This window comes from Paenibacillus sp. GCM10027629 (genome assembly GCF_042676425.1).
In the GTDB taxonomy this organism is placed as follows: Bacteria; Bacillota; Bacilli; order Paenibacillales; family Paenibacillaceae; genus Paenibacillus_K; species Paenibacillus_K terrigena.
In genome coordinates this window covers 271,287-290,368 of sequence record NZ_JBHTGZ010000012.1, presented here as the reverse complement: position 1 = coordinate 290,368, position 19,082 = coordinate 271,287, and the positions used below count along the sequence as shown (strand labels likewise).

14 protein-coding genes are annotated in these 19,082 nt (G+C 47.2%); 9 read left to right on the top strand and 5 right to left on the bottom strand.

What is annotated here, in order from left to right:
• Positions 1–277 precede the first annotated feature (277 nt).
• The 3 genes from ACFQZR_RS21965 to ACFQZR_RS21955 are packed head-to-tail and all read left to right on the top strand — an operon-like array spanning position 278 to position 5,923.
• Positions 278–2,632: a glycoside hydrolase family 95 protein gene (locus ACFQZR_RS21965; RefSeq protein ID WP_379349901.1), complete on the top strand. Its 2,355-nt coding sequence runs from the start codon at positions 278–280 to the stop codon at positions 2,630–2,632.
• 33 nt (positions 2,633–2,665) lie between these two features.
• Positions 2,666–4,693, top strand: a complete 2,028-nt coding sequence (locus tag ACFQZR_RS21960; RefSeq protein WP_379349899.1) for a DUF5107 domain-containing protein — start codon at positions 2,666–2,668, stop codon at positions 4,691–4,693.
• A gap of 36 nt (positions 4,694–4,729) precedes the next feature.
• Positions 4,730–5,923, top strand: coding sequence for an MFS transporter (locus ACFQZR_RS21955; protein WP_379349897.1), 1,194 nt, complete (start codon positions 4,730–4,732; stop codon positions 5,921–5,923).
• Between the two features lie 37 nt (positions 5,924–5,960).
• Here the strand turns inward: ACFQZR_RS21955 and ACFQZR_RS21950 are convergent, their stop codons facing one another.
• The 3 genes from ACFQZR_RS21950 to ACFQZR_RS21940 form a co-directional block, all read right to left on the bottom strand.
• Positions 5,961–6,530 (bottom strand): superoxide dismutase family protein, encoded by a 570-nt coding sequence (locus ACFQZR_RS21950; protein ID WP_018755897.1) that lies wholly within the window; start codon positions 6,528–6,530, stop codon positions 5,961–5,963.
• 139 nt (positions 6,531–6,669) lie between these two features.
• The gene (locus tag ACFQZR_RS21945; RefSeq protein ID WP_379349894.1) at positions 6,670–7,542 is read right to left on the bottom strand and encodes a carbohydrate ABC transporter permease; all 873 of its coding nucleotides are present in this window, start codon (positions 7,540–7,542) and stop codon (positions 6,670–6,672) included.
• A gap of 15 nt (positions 7,543–7,557) precedes the next feature.
• Positions 7,558–8,508, bottom strand: coding sequence for an ABC transporter permease (locus ACFQZR_RS21940; RefSeq protein WP_379349892.1), 951 nt, complete (start codon positions 8,506–8,508; stop codon positions 7,558–7,560).
• Positions 8,509–8,669: 161 nt separating this feature from the next.
• Here ACFQZR_RS21940 and ACFQZR_RS21935 point away from each other — a divergent pair, with 161 nt between their 5' ends.
• The 3 genes from ACFQZR_RS21935 to ACFQZR_RS21925 all read left to right on the top strand — a co-directional run bounded on the left by ACFQZR_RS21935 (position 8,670) and on the right by ACFQZR_RS21925 (position 13,898).
• Positions 8,670–10,499, top strand: coding sequence for a sensor histidine kinase (locus tag ACFQZR_RS21935; protein WP_379349890.1), 1,830 nt, complete (start codon positions 8,670–8,672; stop codon positions 10,497–10,499).
• Between the two features lies 1 nt (position 10,500).
• Positions 10,501–12,129 carry a response regulator transcription factor gene (locus ACFQZR_RS21930; protein WP_379349888.1) on the top strand — a complete coding sequence of 543 codons (1,629 nt, stop codon included), beginning with the start codon at positions 10,501–10,503 and terminating at the stop codon, positions 12,127–12,129.
• 86 nt (positions 12,130–12,215) lie between these two features.
• Complete coding sequence (locus ACFQZR_RS21925; protein WP_379349886.1) at positions 12,216–13,898, top strand: ABC transporter substrate-binding protein; 1,683 nt, start codon at positions 12,216–12,218, stop codon at positions 13,896–13,898.
• A gap of 491 nt (positions 13,899–14,389) precedes the next feature.
• On the opposite strand, the gene ACFQZR_RS21920 is transcribed toward ACFQZR_RS21925, so the two are convergent.
• A complete protein-coding gene (locus ACFQZR_RS21920; RefSeq protein ID WP_379349884.1) occupies positions 14,390–15,034 on the bottom strand; it encodes a transcriptional regulator in 645 nt (214 codons plus the stop codon).
• 557 nt (positions 15,035–15,591) lie between these two features.
• Between ACFQZR_RS21920 and ACFQZR_RS21915 the strand changes: the two genes are divergently transcribed.
• From ACFQZR_RS21915 to ACFQZR_RS21905, 3 genes are all read left to right on the top strand, one after another.
• Entirely contained in the window at positions 15,592–16,656 is a 1,065-nt protein-coding gene (locus ACFQZR_RS21915) for an LLM class flavin-dependent oxidoreductase (RefSeq protein WP_379349882.1), read from the top strand.
• 163 nt (positions 16,657–16,819) lie between these two features.
• Positions 16,820–17,269: a MarR family winged helix-turn-helix transcriptional regulator gene (locus ACFQZR_RS21910; protein ID WP_379349880.1), complete on the top strand. Its 450-nt coding sequence runs from the start codon at positions 16,820–16,822 to the stop codon at positions 17,267–17,269.
• A gap of 85 nt (positions 17,270–17,354) precedes the next feature.
• Positions 17,355–18,233, top strand: coding sequence for a pirin family protein (locus ACFQZR_RS21905; protein WP_379349878.1), 879 nt, complete (start codon positions 17,355–17,357; stop codon positions 18,231–18,233).
• Positions 18,234–18,305: 72 nt separating this feature from the next.
• Here ACFQZR_RS21905 and ACFQZR_RS21900 read toward each other — a convergent pair whose 3' ends face one another.
• Positions 18,306–18,989 carry a polysaccharide deacetylase family protein gene (locus ACFQZR_RS21900; RefSeq protein WP_379349876.1) on the bottom strand — a complete coding sequence of 228 codons (684 nt, stop codon included), beginning with the start codon at positions 18,987–18,989 and terminating at the stop codon, positions 18,306–18,308.
• Positions 18,990–19,082 lie beyond the last annotated feature (93 nt).

Sequence of the window (19,082 nt, the reverse complement as noted above, 5' to 3'; positions counted from 1 at the left end):
GCGTGTATGAAGGCAGATGAGCCTCCTGCTGCATAAGCGGTAAGATGTAAGTGATTTATAGTAGCATCATCGAGCGCAATCCACCCTTTGCCATGCATCACGACGTGGAGACTGTAATCTTTCACTCCGGTTTCTCGATTGACGTTGAGAATTGTTATTTATTTCCTATGTTTAGTGATATATAATTTCAATGAATTCATGAATATAGTTGTATTTTTTAGCTAATATTTTCGACTTTGATCGTACATTACAACCATAAAATGAGGTGAGTAAGGTCATGCAAAAAGCTGCGAAATTGTGGTACAGACAACCGGCATTGCAGTGGACGGAAGCGCTCCCATTAGGGAATGGTAGGATTGGCGCTATGGTCTTTGGGGGGCAGGACCGTGATCGGCTGCAAATGAATGAAGATACGCTATGGGCGGGCTATCCTTGCGAGGAGCATAACCCGGATGCCTTGCACTATCTATCGGCAGCAAGAGAATATATTACGGCTAAACAGTTCGCGGAAGCACAATCGCTAGTTGAGCAGCATATGCTCGGAACGGACGGGCATGGGGTACAGCCTTATCAGCCGCTAGGTAATGTCTATCTCGACTTCAAAGGATTATCGGATGAAGAAGTGTATACGAGGGAACTGGATTTGAATACCGCGATCGCGTCAACAATGGTGGGCTCTGGCGATCGGCAGCATACGCGCCGAATGTTCATTTCTGCCGTCGATCAAGTGATGGTCGTACGACTTGATCGTTCGCCGGAACATTCATTTGATGTAGCGGTGTCGATGGATTCCTTGCTTCGTTATCAGGTGTCATCCGATGATCAGGGCTTGTTGCTGGCGGGAATCGCACCGACAAAGGTTCAGAACCATAATAACGGGATTGAACCTGCCGTTGTGTATGATGATGAGGGTCTATCTACACGGTTCGCAGCGATGATCACCGTGGCAGAGACAGATGGACAGGTACGGATTGAACCAGACCGAGTTCATATTACGGGAGCGACCCATGCTACATTGTTATATACGAGTGCAACAAGCTACTCGCGCTTTGATGAGATCCCCGGTCTGACGTCCATTAATCCAGTGGCGTCATGTCAAGATACGCTGCAGAAGGCACGGGGGAAGAGCTATCTAGAGTTAGAAGCTGCTCATATTGCCGATTACCAATCGTTATTTCATCGGGTCGACTTTGAATTGTACGATGCCGAAAATGGTCATGCAGTGCAATTGCCAACGGACGAACGACTGCAGCGGATGGCGCAAGGCAAGAAAGATTTAGATATGTCGTGCCTTCTCTTTCAATATGGACGATATCTCTTAATATCGAGCTCTCGGCCTGGAACGCAGCCTGCTAATCTGCAAGGCATTTGGAATGATATGGTGCAGCCGCCATGGAATGCAGATTTTCACCTGAACATCAATTTACAGATGAATTATTGGTTAGCGGAGAGCTGTCATTTGGCAGAATGCCATGAACCGCTCTTCCAATTGATTGAAGAACAGGCCGTGACTGGAGCGAAAACCGCACGGATTCAATATGGCTGTGACGGATGGACCGCGCATACGATGTCTGATATTTGGCGGACGAACAATGTTGGACCGACCGGGGAGGCGACCTGGGCCTACTGGCCAATGGGTGGCGCATGGCTCTGCCAGCATTTATGGGAGCATTATTTGTTCGGTCAGGATTTATGCTTCCTGAAAGATCGGGCGTGGCCATTGATTCAAGGTGCGGCGGAATTCATGCTAGGTTGGCTGATAGAGAACGAGGAGGGCCAGCTGGTAACGAGCCCTTCGACTTCACCCGAGAATCACTTCTATGATCCAGTGACTAGACAGCCGCGATCGGTGACCCAAGCATCGGGGATGGATTTATCGATTGCATGGGAAATGTTATCGATTGCAGATCAGGCAAGTCGACTGCTGGGTGTCGATGAAGCGTTTACGAACCGATGTCAAGATGCGTTAGCACGGCTGAAGCCGCTTCAAATCAGCAGCAAAGGGTATTTGATGGAATGGGATGAGGACTACGAAGAAGTCGATCCGCAGCATCGCCACTTCTCGCATTTGTTCGGGATCTTCCCTGGAAGACAATTCACAATAGAACATGCACCTGCTTACTGTGAAGCAATGCGGAATACGATGGCGCGGCGGGGAGATGAAGGTACGGGCTGGAGTATGGGCTGGAAGGTTGCGGTATGGGCGAGGCTTCTCGATGGGGATCGTGCTCTGCGACTATTAGATAACTTCATGCAGGTTGGTACGGACCAAGCATTCAACTATCGAAAAGGCGGCATTTATACGAACTTGTTCTGTGCACATCCACCGTTCCAGATCGATGGGAACTTCGGCGCAGCTGCGGGAATATCCGAGATGCTCCTGCAGAGTCATCTGCTGGATATTCATCTCCTTCCAGCCCTACCTACCGCGTGGGAGCAGGGTTATATCCATGGGCTTCGCGCAAGGGGAGGCTATACGGTAAGCATGGAATGGTCTGCCGGGCAGCTGACACAAGCGGTCATTGTTGCCGATCGAGACGGCACATGCAAGGTTCGTTATCAAGGAAAAGCGAAGGAATTCGTCTGTAAGGCTGGTATTGCTGTTCAACTGACATGGGCGGAACAGGAATGAAGTTGCAAATAATCAATGGGTGAGGTGAGTGCGATGAAAGTCACTTTGTCAACATTGTATTTGGAAGGGACGCCTGTAGAAGGTGAGAATCCGCTTCCGATGTTCAGGAGCCGTAATCATCATAGTGACGTGGCGGAGAACGGAACGTTTACAGCAGAACAACGCGAATATTTGGGATACGAGACGGGGGAACGTTATTTGCCCTATCGGATGCAGGATCGCTATACACGGGACCGCAAGAATATCGGGCTTAAGGCGACTATTCTCGAAAATGATATCCTGAAGGCGACGTTCTTGCCAGAATACGGTGGACGTCTCTATTCGCTGAAGGATAAGCGAACAAATCGCGAAATTTTGTATCGAAATCCAGTCCTTCAGCCTGCCAATCTATCGATTCTCAATGCGTGGTTCTCGGGCGGGATTGAGTGGAATATCGGGCAGATAGGCCATACATTTACGACATGCTCCCCCCTTCATGCTGCAGCGGTTAAGGATGAGGACGGCAACGAATTTCTGCGACTCTATGAATATGAACGTTGTAAAAATATTTTCTGGCACATCGATTGTCATCTTCCACCAGGCGCAGAACAGCTCGCTGTGTATGTGCGGATGGTGAATGATCGTGACCAGCCGGTTCCAATGTATTGGTGGACCAACATTGCCGTGGAAGAGACGCATGATGCGCGCGTATTCTCGTCGACGAGCAAGGTTATCTATATGGATATGGAGGTCAAAGGCTTCGGGCTGGCTGATCTGCCTCATTTGCCATCCGCGCCACAGGTTGACGCCTCGTATCCGATGCGAATTCCTTTCTCGAATGAATACTTCTTCCAGACTGATGCAGCTCATCCATCACCGTGGGAGGCGGTTGCGTATGAAGATGGCCGTTTATTCTATGAACGCTCAACCTCATTGCTTCGCTATCGTAAAATGTTCTGTTGGGGGAATCATCAAGGAGGAAGACGCTGGTGCGACTTCCTTGCGAAGCCTGGCGAAGGCAATTACATCGAAGTGCAGGGTGGGCTTGCTCCCACACAGCGTCATGGCATCGAAATGCCCGCCAATACGGTATGGGATTTTACGCAAATGTTCGGGGTTACACATGTTGATGCAGCTCAATCCTTAGAGACGCCTTGGGTGGAAGCGAATCAGTACATCCAAGCTCATGTGGATTCCGTCTTAAGCGACGATGAAGTGAACCGCATGCATCTGAAGCTGCAAGCATTGGCAGAGAAGCATCCGGATCGACTTCTGTCCAAAGGATCTGGCTGGGGCGCTCTGGAACGGGTTCGTCGTGAGGAGCTGGGCGAACGTGGTATTCCGTTTGGATTCCATTTCGAAGAAATCACACTCGATGAGCCTCAGTATCCGTGGCTTGCACTACTAAAGGATGGACAGCTGCCTGATCAGGATGTTCACAGCATTCCATCTTCATGGATGATTCAAGAGGACTGGTTCAAGCTGCTGCAGGATAGTATGGCTCGAACGGACCAGCCATCATGGGTTTCACTCCTGCATTATGGTGTGATGTTATACGAGTATGGTCTTGAGAAAGAAGCGGTTGAGGCATGGGAGAAGTCGTTGCGCATTGCACCATCCGCTTGGGCCTATCGTAATTTAGCCATTGTTAAGACGCAGAAAGGCGATGCAACTGCAGCGCTCAACTTCTACGAACAAGCTTATGCGTTAGCGAATGGATTCCCGGATCGAGCATTTGTAGAAGAATATTTGAATCTATTCATTTCAAGTCAAGCCTATCAGCAAGCCTGGGATGTCTATGAAGCGCTGCCTGCGGGTTTCGCTGCAAGCGATCGCATTCAGATCATCATGGGCGCGGCAGCACTGGAACTGGATAAGCATGATTTCATCGAGAAGCTATTCAACACGGAATTTGCTGTCATTCGCGAAGGGGAAGTACGGATCGTTGACCTATGGTATCAATATCATGCGAAGCAGCTTGCGAATGCAAGACACACGGAAGTCACTCCGCAGATTCTGGAAGAAGCGATGGCAAGCTTCCCACCGCCTATGAATATCGATTTTCGACTAATCACGCCTTAAATAGAAGTCGATGAGTAGAAGGAGCGTGGCTGAAAGATGAAGTGGTTGGCCGATATGACAGCATTTTTCCGCATCCATGGAGCAAAACCGTTAATTATCGGGATGTTCGCCTATGGTATTGGTATGGGCATTCTCGCGCCGATGAATGCGGTGTATATGAGGGATGGTATAGGACTTAGCAAATGGGAGATTACCTCAATTTTCTCGATTGCGCTTTTGTTGAATATGATCACGACGATTGCGGTTGGATTGATCAGTGATCGAATGAAGCGTAAGAAGACGCTCCCTGTTATTGCGAGTGTGTTATGTATTATCGGTCTTACGATCTATATGCAAGCCTCTACATACGGCATAGCTTTGATTGGCATGATCTTCATCGTTGCACCTTCGGGGCTCATCATGGGGCAGTTGTTCGCCATGGCTCGCAATCACTTCATGCGGCATGCGTCTGCGTTTTTTGAAATGGCTCAAATTTGGCTTCGTACCACGTATAGTGTAGGGTTCTTCACGGGGCTCTTAGTCGGCGCGAATGTCTATTTGTTCGCTGATTTTAAAGGGATTTTATGGGGAAATCTCCTCGGTTATGTCATGTTATTAGCTTTGCTGCTCGTATTCCGAGAAGAAGAAGTCGGTTCGCTATCCCAGAAGAGTATGGGGGAGCCACTCTCGATCGTCATGCTGATTGCGCTCCTATTGCTCTCCTGCGGTGATGCGCTGCGCGGGCTTTATTTGCCGCTTGTTGTTGTTCAGAAATTTAAGGAGCCGCAGTTGATGTCTTATTTGTGGAGTGCTCAAGCAGTGTTCGAGCTGTTATTTATGACTTTAGCGGGCTATTGGGCTGCAAAATATGGTAGTAAAAAGGTGATATACATCGCCAGTTTATGTGCGCTCGTCGTCTACATAACGTACGCACTGTCACCGCCGCTCATTATTTTCTTTATGGTTCAACCATTGTATTCCTTCTTCGTGTCTGTTTTGTATGGCGTAGCCATGGGGTACGTACAGCGGATGTTCCATACGCGAGTCGGTTTTGGATCAAGTCTGTATGTCTTCTTATCGCAGACCGCTTCCTTGGTCGGCTATGTGCTACCATTCCTTGTGCCGGGTTATCAACCGACCATTTTCGTGATACCAGCAGCTCTGGTAATGACATCACTGGCATTGATGACGTTTATCTTGCTTCGTGAGAAGCGTATACCGAACAATAGCCCCCTTAAGCACCATGGTTAGGTGCCTGAGGGGGCTATGCTTGAATGGTTAGTTGTTGTTAGCGAATAACGGCGCAGCCGATTCGATCCCCGGAGTTGCCAGCAGGATTCGTGTGCATATCATCCGGATCTGCGTGTATGACGAGTGAAGTCCCGCCTTCCTTGAATAGGGAGTTCGGTTCGCCCTTCCGCAGCGTCACTGCAGTATTGACGAATTGCACTTCACCTTTGCCGTTTGAGCCGACGACGAGGTTCGCAAGATCTCCTGCATGCTCCCCATTCGGATTGTTAAATCCATGCTCTTTGCTGGTTGGGTTGAAATGTCCGCCAGCCGACTTGAAGTCTGGCGCTTCACATTTGCCCATCTCATGGATATGGATACCATGCAATCCTTTTTTAAGTCCAGATGCGGATACATCAATTTGGACACCTTTTGCGAGTTGCGTGAATGTCGCTGTTCCGATTTTTTTGCCTTTGCCATTGATAATATCGGATGTTACCGGTTGTACATTGGCTGAGGGTTCATGGGCTGCAGATACGTGCATAGCGGATTGCTGTGCATCACAGCCTGTTAATGCAAGAATTATGCCGCCTGCAAGCCATGCCCAAGATGTTTTTTTCAATTTCATACGCCTCCAATTGATCGCTCTTATGCATCAAACATTCATCTATTTTTCCCAAAAATGGCAGAAGCAAACCTCTTCTGGAAAGAATGGATGTATGCATCATCACAAGAACGATGAATCGAAAGACGCTTCGATGGATCTCCTACTCTTTGACGGCCCCAATGACAATTCCTTTGACGAAGAAACGCTGTAGGAACGGATAGACCAACAAGATAGGCAGCGCGCCGATAAAGATCTGGGAAGCGCGAATGGTGCGCTGCGATAGATTAGCGACGAAGGTAGCATCGAACTTCGTCATATCCGCTTGAACGATAATCGTCTGCATGAAGCTCGCGAGCGGCAAATTCTCCGATTCTTTGATGTAGATCAATCCGTCAAAATAGGCATTCCAATGACCTACCATAATGAATAACGAGACGGTTGCGATCGCGGGCAGCGATATCGGAAGATAGATCGAAATAAATGTTCGCAAATACCCAGCGCCGTCCATAAAAGCAGCTTCTTCAAGATCTTTGGGAACTGCACGGAAAAAATTAAGCAGCAGGATGACGTTGTATACTCCAACCAAGCCTGGGAGAATGAGCGCTGCTAATGTATTCATAAGTCCTAGCTTCAAGATTAAAATATAGCTCGGAATAAGTCCGCCGGTGAACAACATCGTAATAACGAAATACCAGAGGTAAATATTCCGCGCGCGGAACGTATGTGCTTCTTTGGATAACGCATAGGCAGCAGCGGTATTGACGACCATTGCAAGTGCCGTCCCGATTACTGTACGCTCGACTGATACCCATAATGATGAGAGGAAATTGGCGTTACCGAAGGTCTTGGTATAAGCTTCTAACGTAAATCCGATAGGCCAGAATTTCACCAGACCCGCATTGGCTGGTGCTTGCGAGCTGATGGATACCATGAATAGGTGCAGCATCGGCAACAAGCAAAGTACGGCAACAATGGCCAAGAAGGCATAATTTATGATTGAGAAAATTCGATAAGGCAGCGTTTTGTGATACATTGGATGTCACCCTTTCTAGAAAATCCGATACCCTGCGAATTTATAAGCAAGTCGATAAGAGACTACGATTAATACCAAGCTGATGACGGATTTGAACAGACTGACCGCGGTTGCGAAGCTGAACTGTCCTGTAAGTAGACCCTCTCGATAGACGAATGTATCGATGATATCGCCTTGTTGATAGATCAGTGGGTTGTAAAGGTTGAAGATCTGATCGAAATTCGCGTTCAATACGTTACCGAGTGCGAGTGTCGCAACAACGATCGTAATCGGAATTAGCGAAGGGATCGTGATATATAGCGTCTGCTTGAATCGGCCTGCGCCATCGACTTCGGCTGCTTCGTATAACGCAGGGTTAATACCTGCCAGTGCTGCTAGGAAGATGATTGTGTTGAATCCGAATTCTTTCCAGACGTCACTGAAGATGATGGTGAGACGGAACCAGAAGCCATCACCAAGGAAGAAGATCGGTTTAATCCCGAACAAGGAGGTCAGGAACTGATTGATAATGCCGGTCTGTGCGAGCATGTCGATCAGAATCCCGCCGAGTGTTACCCAGGACAAGAAGTGAGGCAAGTAGACAAAGGTCTGAATCGATCGCTTGAATCCCATATGCCGCACTTCATTCAGCAGCAAGGCAAATATAAATGGGATGAGCAGGTTCATGACAATTTTGGAGCAGGCGAAGAATAATGTATTCCACGTAATCTGCAAGAAGTATTCGTTCTGGAACATGTACTGAAAATGCTTCAGGCCAACCCATGGAGAGCCTGTAATGCCTAGAGCGGCTTTATAATCCTGAAATGCCATAACAATGCCCGACATCGGAAGATAAGAGAATATAAAAACTAGAATAGCCGCAGGTAAGACCATTAGATGTAATATCCAAGTGGGCTTGTTGCTGCGTTTTGTCATCTTGTGACTGCCGGTGTTAAGGGCTGTTTGTTGCGTCGTATTCATATCCATGGCGCTCTCCCGTTTCTGTAATTTCGTGTTCAAGAAAAATAAAATTGTGTAAAAAGAGGATCTCTGCTATTAATAGTAGCAAGCGGCGATGTCGCGAGACTATATGACAATGTTAGGCTCGATAGGGTTTTGTTAGGGATCATGAATAGGGGGATTCGGGCATGGGACTGCGCATGGGATGGCATAGAGGGATCGATTACATGAGGAGAAGGTTATTCGGTTCTAGGCAGAGTCTGTTCGCCAAAATGAACTTGTTGATTGTGATTTTGTTCATCCCGATCATTCTGATGTATTCGTATTCGAATGATGTTGCGCTTAATGTCGTGAGTAAAGAACTCCAGATGTCCAATACAAGGCAGCTTGCATTCTTATCGGGACAGATTGAATCTAGAATTAAGCAAATGATGGACTTTACGATCTCCTTCTCGAAGGATCCTAATGTGAAGACATTTAATGGATTACAGATTTGGGGGGATCGATATGATCGCATGCAGACGCGATATGCTGTACAGGAGAAAATGGTGCTTCAATCGGGGCTTGTCAATATATGGCCGGCTAGGTATACGGTATATTCGCAGCAGAATAAAGATTTAATATCTAACTTCAGCAATGATAGCAAGTATGATGATACGTATCTCACAGGGAACGTGAGCAGCAATTGGGTATATCGGCACGGTCAGTCACCCGAGGCGGGAGAACCGAAAGCATTCTATTGGCTCTATACGGACAATTTTGGTCAACAAGGTGTCATTCGCGGCAGTAGTCTTGTCGTTGAGGCGAGCTTCAGCAACGAGAACATTCAGAATATGCTAGATTCCTATAAAGCTGGCGGGCAGCGTGAGACGGTGTTCTATCACAAGGGTGAAGCACCAATCTTGAACCGAACAGCGAATCAAAAGCTGATTCATGAGCTGATCCCGGCCTTGGACGAGATGACGCTTGGGGATACGAATCAGCAAGTGATCCAGTTGGATGGCAAATCCTATCTACTCAGCTCCATCAAGTCGCCGAATCTCAATTGGTATCTGGTCGATGTCGTAGCGCTTGAGCAAGTACTCGGCCCCATTTCGTATAGTCGTGATTTATTCTATTTCACGATGGTCTTGTTATTTGTCGTGGGTATCACAGCTTCTATTCTGCTATATCGAAATGTGCAGCGTCCGATTAAGCAGCTGATCGGTGGATTGCAGCGCGTGAAGCGAGGGGATTTCACGGTTCGCATTTATTCAAAGGATAGCAGTGAATTCTCATTCTTATTCCATCGATTTAATGAGATGTCGCGTCAAATTCAAGATCTCATCGAAAATGTCCTGAACGAGAAACTGCGAGCTCGCGAAGCGACACTTAAACAGTTGCAAGCGCAGATAAATCCGCATTTTCTCTATAATTGCCTCGGCTACATTATTAATATGGCTCAAATGAAAGAGGAGGAAGCCGTCGTATCGATGGCGCATAATTTAAGTGCTTATTATCGATATACGACCCGCATGGAGAAGGAGACGGCGACACTAAGCGAGGAAGTGAAGCTGCTCGTGAATTATCTGGACATTCAGAAATTGCGGAATGGACGAATAGACTATCATATCGACATGCCTGAACCGATGCTTGCACAGCATGTTCCGCGACTATTGCTGCAGCCGATTGTTGAGAACGCGGTTATTCATGGAATAGGAAAAACATATTCGTCAGGTGCTATTCAAATCGTTGGAGAATTCTCTGAACGTTATTGCACGATCTATGTGGATGATGACGGGCCGGGGATGACAGCGGAGGACGAAGAAGCCTTGAATCGTAAAATGCTGGAACCGCTTCAAGAGGAGATGGGCTGCGGACTATGGAATACCAACCAGCGAATAATGCATCAATTCGGGGGATCGTCATTCCTGTATTTTACGAAGTCCCCACTCGGAGGATTTCGAACCGTGATACAATGGGAGCTTCCTCCAGATGAACAAGATCGTCTGAAGAAGGCCGAAAAAGGAGATAACTAGCATGCAGATGATCATAGTAGATGATGAAGCGCATTGGGTAGATAATCTATCCATGTTCAAGCCTTGGCATACCCTAGGCATTGAACAAGTACATCGAGCGTATTCCGCACAGGAAGCGCTGCAGATCATAGAGACAAATCCCATTGACATTGTCATATCGGATATTATTATGCCTGAAATGACGGGTCTTGAGTTGATCGAGCGGGTTAGAGCCGTGGATGGACGCATTAAATGTATTATTTTATCAGGCCATTCGGATTTTGAATTTACGAAGAAGGCACTCCAGAACCAAGCGATAGATTATCTGCTCAAGCCACCCACCGACGAGGAATTATTCGGCGCGGTTCGGATCGCCATCGATCAGTTGAACCGGGAATGGGAGCAGATCAGCTCTGTTGAACGGACGGTTCATACGCTTCGGGAGAACTTGCCGCTGCTGCAGGGGCAGCTTCTTCTTGATGCATTTCGAGGTCAACCGATGGCAGATGAAGAATGGGAGCGCAAATTGGAGAACTACCTGCTACCCTTCCATGAAGGAGAGGCGGTGCTTCTTCTGGTTCGGATTGAAGAGGCGTCCGACTACACGAAGAAGATGGGGCCTCAGCTGTTAGAATATGCCATGATGAATATGGCGCAAGAAATTCTCGGAGAATCTTGCGAAGTGTGGGGCGTGAAGGAGGAGCATGGCTATTTGGCCTTTGTCCTCCAATTCAAAGGGATTAGTACGGTAGCAGGTCGAGGGGCGAAGCTAGAGAAATTGGCGATCCAGCTGCAATACAAGGTCAAGCAGTTCTTGCGAGCTTCTATATCCATCGTCATGACCGATGGATTCCGTTTTCCTCAGCAGTTGCCTGAGCGGTATTTGCAGGCGACGTCCTATTTCCGGCAAATTGTTGGGGATGAGCGTGAATTCGTTACGCGTGCCTTGGATGTGGATCCGAGTCTATCTCAGCGGCCGCTGGATGCGCTCTATCTGCCTCCATCCTTCATGAATCTGCTTGAGGCAGGGCGCTGGGAAGCCGTCAAAGAAAAGATCAGTGCGGTATGCGTAGAGCTGGACCGGGATTGGGCGGAATCGCTGGAGCATTGCATGGAGGCAGGATTCGTCATTGGTTCTTCCTTTACTTATTTGGCGCATCGGAACGGCCAGAGTCTGACGCGTCTCATTGGACCAGACATGGAGATGATGCAGAACGGCGAGGCTTTCTCCACCATTAGCAAGCTGCGGAATTGGTCGCTCCGTGTCCTTACGAAGCTGCAGGAAGCGAATTCCGATCAAGCCTCAGACAGCCGGTCGACTTACGTGTCGAAGCTTCAAGCTTTTGCGGAGAAAAATTTGCATCTGGACGTCTCTTTGCGCGCACTTGCGGATCATGTGAACTTGCATCCGACGCATTTGTCCAAAATATATAAGATCGAGACAGGGGAAGGCATCAGTGATTATGTATCAAGACTTCGGATGGAGCGGGCTTGTCACAAGCTGAAAACGACCGATAAGAAGGTCTATGAAATCAGTCAGGAAATCGGATATTTGGACCCGGCGTATTTCATCAAAGTGTTCAAACGTCAGTTCGGGGTGACACCACAGGAATATCGAGATGGTCATGAAACGCATGATAGAGTCCTATAAAAACTAACAAAGTCATATAGATGTCCTCCCTAGTCCGTTGGTAAAGTTACAGATGTAGCTATCTTACACAGTAGGGGGAATACAGAATGGGTAAATTCAGAAAATCATTCCTGCTTCTTACGGTCTCAGCTCTGCTCGTGATCTCAGCCTGCGGCGGGAAATCGGACAACAGCACGGAACCAGCAGCGGAGAAGCCGGCCGATACAAAAACGGTCTCTGCGGCGGATGAAGCGTTTGCAAAAGGGAAATATGACCCACCGATTGAGATTAGCAGTAGTCTCATGCCGAAGAAATATGCAAAAGGCGACACGAAAGAGAACAACGTTCATGACCGCTGGATGCTGGAGACATTCGGGATTAAACATAAGGATACGTGGTATCCAGCTGGCGACGCGCAGTATCGTCAGAAGCTGCAGCTTGCGATCACTTCCGGCGAGAAGCTGCCTGATTTCGTGCCTGTTCCGACGGATCCGGTTCTGACGAACCAATTGATCGATTCTGGGCAGTTCATTGCGATCGATGAATTGTTCGACAAGTATGCGAATAAGATCTGGAAAGATCATACAGAGCAGCATCCAGAGTTATGGTATCCGTTCACACGTGATGGCAAAAAGTACAACCTGCCAATCATGGAATATACCGATAATGATGATACGCTCCTATGGCTTCGCGAAGATTGGATGGAGAAGCTGAACCTTCAAGCGCCTAAAACGATCGCGGATTTAGAGAATATTATGGATAAGTTCAAGAACCAGAATCCAGACGGTCTGCCGGCGAAGGATGTCTTCCCATTAGCTGTGTCGTTGAAAGGTAATACAAATACATGGATGGGTTCACTCGATTGGTTATTCGGTGCTTATGGAACGATCGAAGAGCAGTGGAATAAAGATGCGGATGGCAACTTGGTCTACGGTTCGATTCAACCAGGTGCGAAGCAAGCACTTGCAAAGTTGAAAGAATGGATGGATAAAGGTTACATTCACGTCGATTCGGCATTATGGGATGAAGGCAAATCCGCTGAGAGTTGGACAAAAGGCGCAGCGGGCATCTTACCGGGTGCGAACTGGGTTCCAGATTGGCCAGCACCAGACTTGCTGAAGAATGTGAAGGGTTCGAAGTACAAAGCATACCCTGTTCCTGCAGGTCCAGATGGATTAATGGGAACGAAATGGCAGAACTCCGGTGTTAACAGCAGTATCATGATCAATAAAGATGCGAAGCATCCGGAAGCGATCATTCTCTACTACAACTACTTGCTTGAGAATCTTGCAAATCCGAAGGCAGGCAGTGCTTATGAGTACGGTTTTGCCAAAGGATACGACTGGGATGTCGTAGACGGACAACCGACGAGCAATAAAGATAAGATCAAAGACTTCCATAACGACTTCCCTTACTTAACAGGTCCTGCTCGTATTCCGGATCTGTACATGAAGACGCTTGTGAAGCTTGCAGACGGCGCGAAGCCTGAGACACCATATGAGAAGCAAATGGCAGAATTCCGCAAGCCAGAGAACTGGTATGCAGCGAAAGTTGTTATGTCGCAATCGGATATTCGCAAGCAAAATTACTTCACAGGTGCAGCGACACCTACGATGATCACGAAATGGAACTTGCTACGTCAATCTGAGATGGAGACGTTCAATAAGATCATCTACGGTAAATTGCCAGTGGATGCATTCGATCAATTCGTTACAAGCTGGAAAGCAAATGGCGGCGATCAAATCACGAAAGAAGTTAACGATTGGTTTAAATCCGTATCGGCAAAATAATAAACTGTCGTATATGAAGGCTGTCTTACCCAGATCATCTCGATCTGCGTAAGGCAGCTTTTTTTGTCGAGTAAGTGAAACGTTTACTAAAACGTTTTTCAACAAGATTCCTGCCTCGGTCCGCAATCGTTGAATGATTGATAAAAAACGAACGAATAACGGAACCATAGTCCGTTGACGGCTCTAAGCTACGAACGTAATACGCTATTATCCAAGCTTGTACTTATCGAAGTAGGTATGTTCTAAATCGGTCTTGGCCGCTTGCTCTCGGACGGCGGCAGTCAACATTGAAGCCGAGTGAGCGGACCGTGGTTCCGTTATTTGATAGAAATGCGCTTAAATCATAGGTTTTGTGGACTACAGATCCGTTATATGCGGTATAATCCTTCGACAAGATTCGTTTTATCGTAAATAACGGAACCTCGGTCCGCAATCGTTGAATGATTGGTAAAAACCGAGCGAATAACGGAACCAATTATCCAAGTTTGTACTTATCGAAGCATGTACGTTCTAAATCGGTCTTGGCCACTTGCCACACGCAATATTTGCTGATCGACTAACCGGTGTAAAATACGCCTGACATGCCGGTCACTCACTTTCAAATGTGCAGCAAGCTCTAGCGGTGTGAGCGGCCGCAGCACACGTCGAGCGAAACGAACGGTCTCTGCTTCTAACCAAGTCAAGGAAGATGCTACATCTGTCGCGATAAATTTACCGATAAAAGCAAGAACGAGCTGCTGACATTCTTTTGGCTCATCCGTAATGGAAGGGTACGCCACAGGTAGGAACATCCACCCATCAAGGGCTAGAAGGCAATGCCGTGTGCATAAATCCTTGAATCTTCTCACATCCAAATCACGAGCATGCGGTCCATATCCCTGTATCTCAATACCTCCTTTGGCACCCCCGGGCATATAGGCCAGGTCTAGATAACGGTAGCCGTTTTTGAAATCTCGCACTTCCCATTCTGGATACAAGTGATCGAAATGACCGACAACGGGAAACCATATCGTCCGTAGAAATTCCACCGTCCCATGACCTAAGCCTTTTTGGAGAATCTCACGTCTTCTATGGTTTTTTTCTTCATCCATATTCTGTTGCAGCCACTGTTCATATCGTTCTTTAAACTGTCCCATATCGATGCATCCCTCCATTTTAAATGCAACAAAAAGCCGCCTCGAATGAACTGACCCAGAGCGAATGTCTGGGAAAGTTACTCGAAGCGGCGTGTGCTTCACGACCTATAGGATTAGTATAGCGATCATGGATAAATTAAACAATATTTGAACCTTCCGATTTCATTCTAAAGGATCATTACCTTAAAATTACCGTGGTCAAGCCCCCATTTAGTAGACATTGAAAAAAGCTCCTAGACAGCAAGCTGGCGTCGGTACTCTACCGGTGTCAGCTTCTTTAATGTCCTTTGTGGTCGGTTCTCCTCAATTCGCCTTTGTGCCTCTAACAATAACGTTGACAATAGTAAATTACTATAATACACTTACTTACTATAAGTAATCTTAATCTATATTTAAATTTGAATTTGTAAAAAATGGCGCAGTGCTCAGGACGAAGCGTACAGGAAAAACGAGGTCTTGTGAGCATACTTTAAATATCGGAGTGTACGAGCTAAACTGCGTTCATGGATCCTTACAGGCGTATAGGATTCATGTCATCTAGGGAGGGAACCATAAATATGAAAAATGAAGGAGTACAACCAAAGTTTGAATTCGGACTTTATACACTAGGCGATTTATCCATAGATATACAGACAGGGCATAAGATCAGTCCAGCACAGCGTTTGCATGAAATTGTGGAAGCCGCGAAGCTTGCAGATGAAGCAGGGATTGATGTGTTCGGCGTCGGCGAGCATCATCGGCTGGATTTCGCATTATCATCCCCACCCGTTGTCCTAGCTGCCATCGCGCAAGCCACGAAACGTATTCGATTAACGAGCGCCACAACCGTACTCAGTACTGCGGATCCTGTCCGTGTCTTCGAAGATTTCGCAACATTAGATTTGCTCTCGAACGGGCGTGCCGAGATTATCTCGGGTCGGGGAGCCTTCTTGGAATCTTTCCCATTATTCGGTTACGCATTAGATGATTACCATGCCCTGTTCCAGGAAAATCTAACATTACTGCAAGAACTCAACCGTCATTCCAAGTTAACCTGGAAAGGTGCGTTCCGCAGCGATCTTCACGATGCTGAAATTGCGCCGAGACCGATACAGTCCGAGCTTCCGATCTGGATTGGCGTAGGTGGAACACCTGCTAGTGCTGCGCTTGCAGGGACTTATGGTACGGGGATGGCCCTTGCCATTCTAGGAGGAGACCCATCGAAGCTGCAGCACCTCGTCAAGACCTATCGGCAAGCTGGTAAGAATGCGGGACATGACCCTCAGCATTTACAAGTAGGAATCACGAGTCATGGTTATATTGCCAAGACGACGGAGCAGGCTTTTAACGAATTTTATCCTTATTATGCGAATTACACGTCACATTTCAACGGAAACCGACTAGAGTCGAGCACCCTGACGCGGGATGCATTTGAGCAGCTTGCGGGTCCAGATACGGCGTTAGCCGTAGGCAGTCCAGAGCGTATTGCCGAGAAGATTCTCACGCAGCATAAGATGTTCGGGCATACACGGTATATGCTGCAGATGGACATTGGCGGCGTTCCATTCTCTCGAATCGCTGCTGCGATCGAACTGTTAGCAACCGAGGTTGCTCCAATCGTGCATCGTGAGCTTCGTAAGTAATCCCAAGATAGATCTATAAGAGCATAATACAAATCATATAGACTGGCATCCACTTCCTGCGGATGTCAGTTTTTAGCATATTGACAAATATGGTGAAACAATATATCTTTAACTCAAGATACTTGAGCGCAACATAAGAAACAGTAGAATCGAGGAAATGAAGATGGCGAATCATACCGAGGAAGAACAGCTTACATCACTTAAACTGCTCGTCGTCCTCTCAAAGGCTTATAAGACAATTATGGATAGTGTATCGAAGGATATTCGGACCTATGATCTGTCGCCTTCCGAATTTGGCATCTTAGAGGTACTCTTTACAAAGGGGAGAATCCCGCTTCAGCAGATTGGTGAGAAAATTCTGATCACAAGTGGTACGATGACCTATAACATTGATAAGCTCGTGAAAAAAGGCTGGATTGCACGTATTCCATCGCATGAGGATCGACGGGTCATCTTCGCAGAGCTCACAGCGCAGGGCCAGGAATTCTTCGGACAAATCTTTCCTCAGCATGCCGATCGAATCCACGAGTTAATGGGTGGACTCTCCCAAACGCAGAAGGAAGAGGCGATTGAGATGCTGAAGTTATTAGGTAAAGGGGCTAATGGCAAGTAGCCCGTTTTCTTCGCATAAAAATCTTCAATTAAAGAATATTTAATTGAAATAAAATTCATACAACAATTAAGGGAGTCGTGATCGTATGTCAACATTTCGTTCGATTGAAGGAATTTTCAAAGGCGCACCTTTTCAAATGGTTGGAGACGGGTTTCGTGTATCGAATTATTTCCCATCCGGGAACCCATTCCTTGAACGGTTAAGTCCATTTATTCTGCTGGACTATAATTCACCCTATGAATTTCCGCCAGCTCGTGCTGCCAGAGGTGTCGGAGCGCATCCGCATCGTGGATTCGAGACTGTAACGATCGCATATGACGGGTATGTCGAGCATCATGATAATGCAGGGAATCATGGCGTCATTGGGCCAGGTGATGTGCAATGGATGACGGCAGGCTCGGGTGTATTGCATAAGGAGTACCAAGAGCAATCGTTCGCAGAACGCGGCGGCATCATGCATATGATTCAGCTGTGGGTAAATCTGCCGCAGGCGAGCAAAATGAGTCCACCGAAATATCAGGAATTGTTGAAAGATCAAATGGCGTATGTGGGGCTGCCGGGTGATGCGGGAACGGTTCGTATTATTGCAGGTGAGTTCGAAGGCGTGAAGGGTCCAGCGGAGACGTTCACACCTGTTAATCTATTCGACATTACCTTGAAACAGCAAGGACAGGCAAGATTTACCCTTCCGCAAACTTTCAATACGGCGATGTTGGTTCTACAAGGCCAAGTAAAAATTAATGATGAGTCCGTTGCTTCGGCCTCTGAACTTGTCCTCTTTAAGAACAGACAAGGAGAAATACTGATCGAAGGAATGACCGACGCGCTTGTGATCGTTCTAAGCGGAGAACCGATTCATGAGCCGATTGTTCAGCACGGGCCGTTCGTTATGAATACGGAGCGGGAGATTGTTGAGGCCTTCCGCGATTTGCGAATCGGTAACTTCGGCAACCCGAACTTCTGATAAAATTAAATACAAAAGAGGCGATGTCTTCTCGATTTGATATGGAATCGGGAACAATCGCCTTTTTTGATCTCATAGGGTTTTCAATCGTATCGGCTTCAATGTCTCATCTAGCTTATCCAGACGATAGTCATGTTCTTGAAGATATTTAATAATATCTCTGAGCAGTTCAGCCGTCTCTAGGCGATCATGCATCAAGATCACAGGCCTCCTGCCGCGATGACGCAGTTTTCGAACGTGCTTTTTCACGGCTCGAACAGACCGATAATCTCGATATTTCCAATCTCGACTATCGACATTCCAGTCCCAGAGCAGGTAGCCCCAGCGCTCCACCGCATCAAAATATGAGGGTCTCATATGTGGAATGCTTCCATAAGGAGTACGGACGAGTCGCGTGTCTTTGCCCGTTACCGCACGGAGTGTGTTCCGTGTGTCATTGAACTCCTCGATGACGGATTCCTTCGATGCATAGAAGAGCTCTGCGCGGTGAGTCACGCCATGCAGTCCAATGGCATGGCCCTCACGAACGATGCGCATAGCCGTGTAAGGATGCTCAAGAATATGCGGCTTCAGCATAAAAAAGGTCGCCTTCGCATCATATTTCTTCAATACATCTAGAATTTGTTCGGTGTATTCGTTGGGACCATCATCAAAGGTAAGGTAGGCGATTTTGGGATCGCTGTCGGTACGTATTCTCGATTTTTTATGATGCTTTAACGGTTTGATCTTCGGTTTAATCCTACTTCTCACGATCATAAGAACGGTCTTCTCCTCTCCAAGAGGGATCTCGTACGCCATTTCCGCGAAACAACTAGTCGATTCGCCGTCTTTATTTTATATACATTTCAT

Bases quoted from the DNA above. Each gene is read 5' to 3' on its own strand.
- ACFQZR_RS21960 (WP_379349899.1), top strand. From the start codon at position 2,666: ATGAAAGTCACTTTGTCAACATTGTATTTGGAAGGGACGCCTGTAGAA.
- ACFQZR_RS21915 (WP_379349882.1), top strand. From the start codon at position 15,592: ATGAAAAATGAAGGAGTACAACCAAAGTTTGAATTCGGACTTTATACA.
- ACFQZR_RS21900 (WP_379349876.1), bottom strand. From the start codon at position 18,989: ATGATCGTGAGAAGTAGGATTAAACCGAAGATCAAACCGTTAAAGCAT.
- ACFQZR_RS21920 (WP_379349884.1), bottom strand. From the start codon at position 15,034: ATGGGACAGTTTAAAGAACGATATGAACAGTGGCTGCAACAGAATATG.
- ACFQZR_RS21965 (WP_379349901.1), top strand. From the start codon at position 278: ATGCAAAAAGCTGCGAAATTGTGGTACAGACAACCGGCATTGCAGTGG.
- ACFQZR_RS21910 (WP_379349880.1), top strand. From the start codon at position 16,820: ATGGCGAATCATACCGAGGAAGAACAGCTTACATCACTTAAACTGCTC.
- ACFQZR_RS21930 (WP_379349888.1), top strand. From the start codon at position 10,501: ATGCAGATGATCATAGTAGATGATGAAGCGCATTGGGTAGATAATCTA.
- ACFQZR_RS21940 (WP_379349892.1), bottom strand. From the start codon at position 8,508: ATGGATATGAATACGACGCAACAAACAGCCCTTAACACCGGCAGTCAC.
- ACFQZR_RS21950 (WP_018755897.1), bottom strand. From the start codon at position 6,530: ATGAAATTGAAAAAAACATCTTGGGCATGGCTTGCAGGCGGCATAATT.
- ACFQZR_RS21945 (WP_379349894.1), bottom strand. From the start codon at position 7,542: ATGTATCACAAAACGCTGCCTTATCGAATTTTCTCAATCATAAATTAT.
- ACFQZR_RS21955 (WP_379349897.1), top strand. From the start codon at position 4,730: ATGAAGTGGTTGGCCGATATGACAGCATTTTTCCGCATCCATGGAGCA.
- ACFQZR_RS21925 (WP_379349886.1), top strand. From the start codon at position 12,216: ATGGGTAAATTCAGAAAATCATTCCTGCTTCTTACGGTCTCAGCTCTG.
- ACFQZR_RS21905 (WP_379349878.1), top strand. From the start codon at position 17,355: ATGTCAACATTTCGTTCGATTGAAGGAATTTTCAAAGGCGCACCTTTT.
- ACFQZR_RS21935 (WP_379349890.1), top strand. From the start codon at position 8,670: ATGGGACTGCGCATGGGATGGCATAGAGGGATCGATTACATGAGGAGA.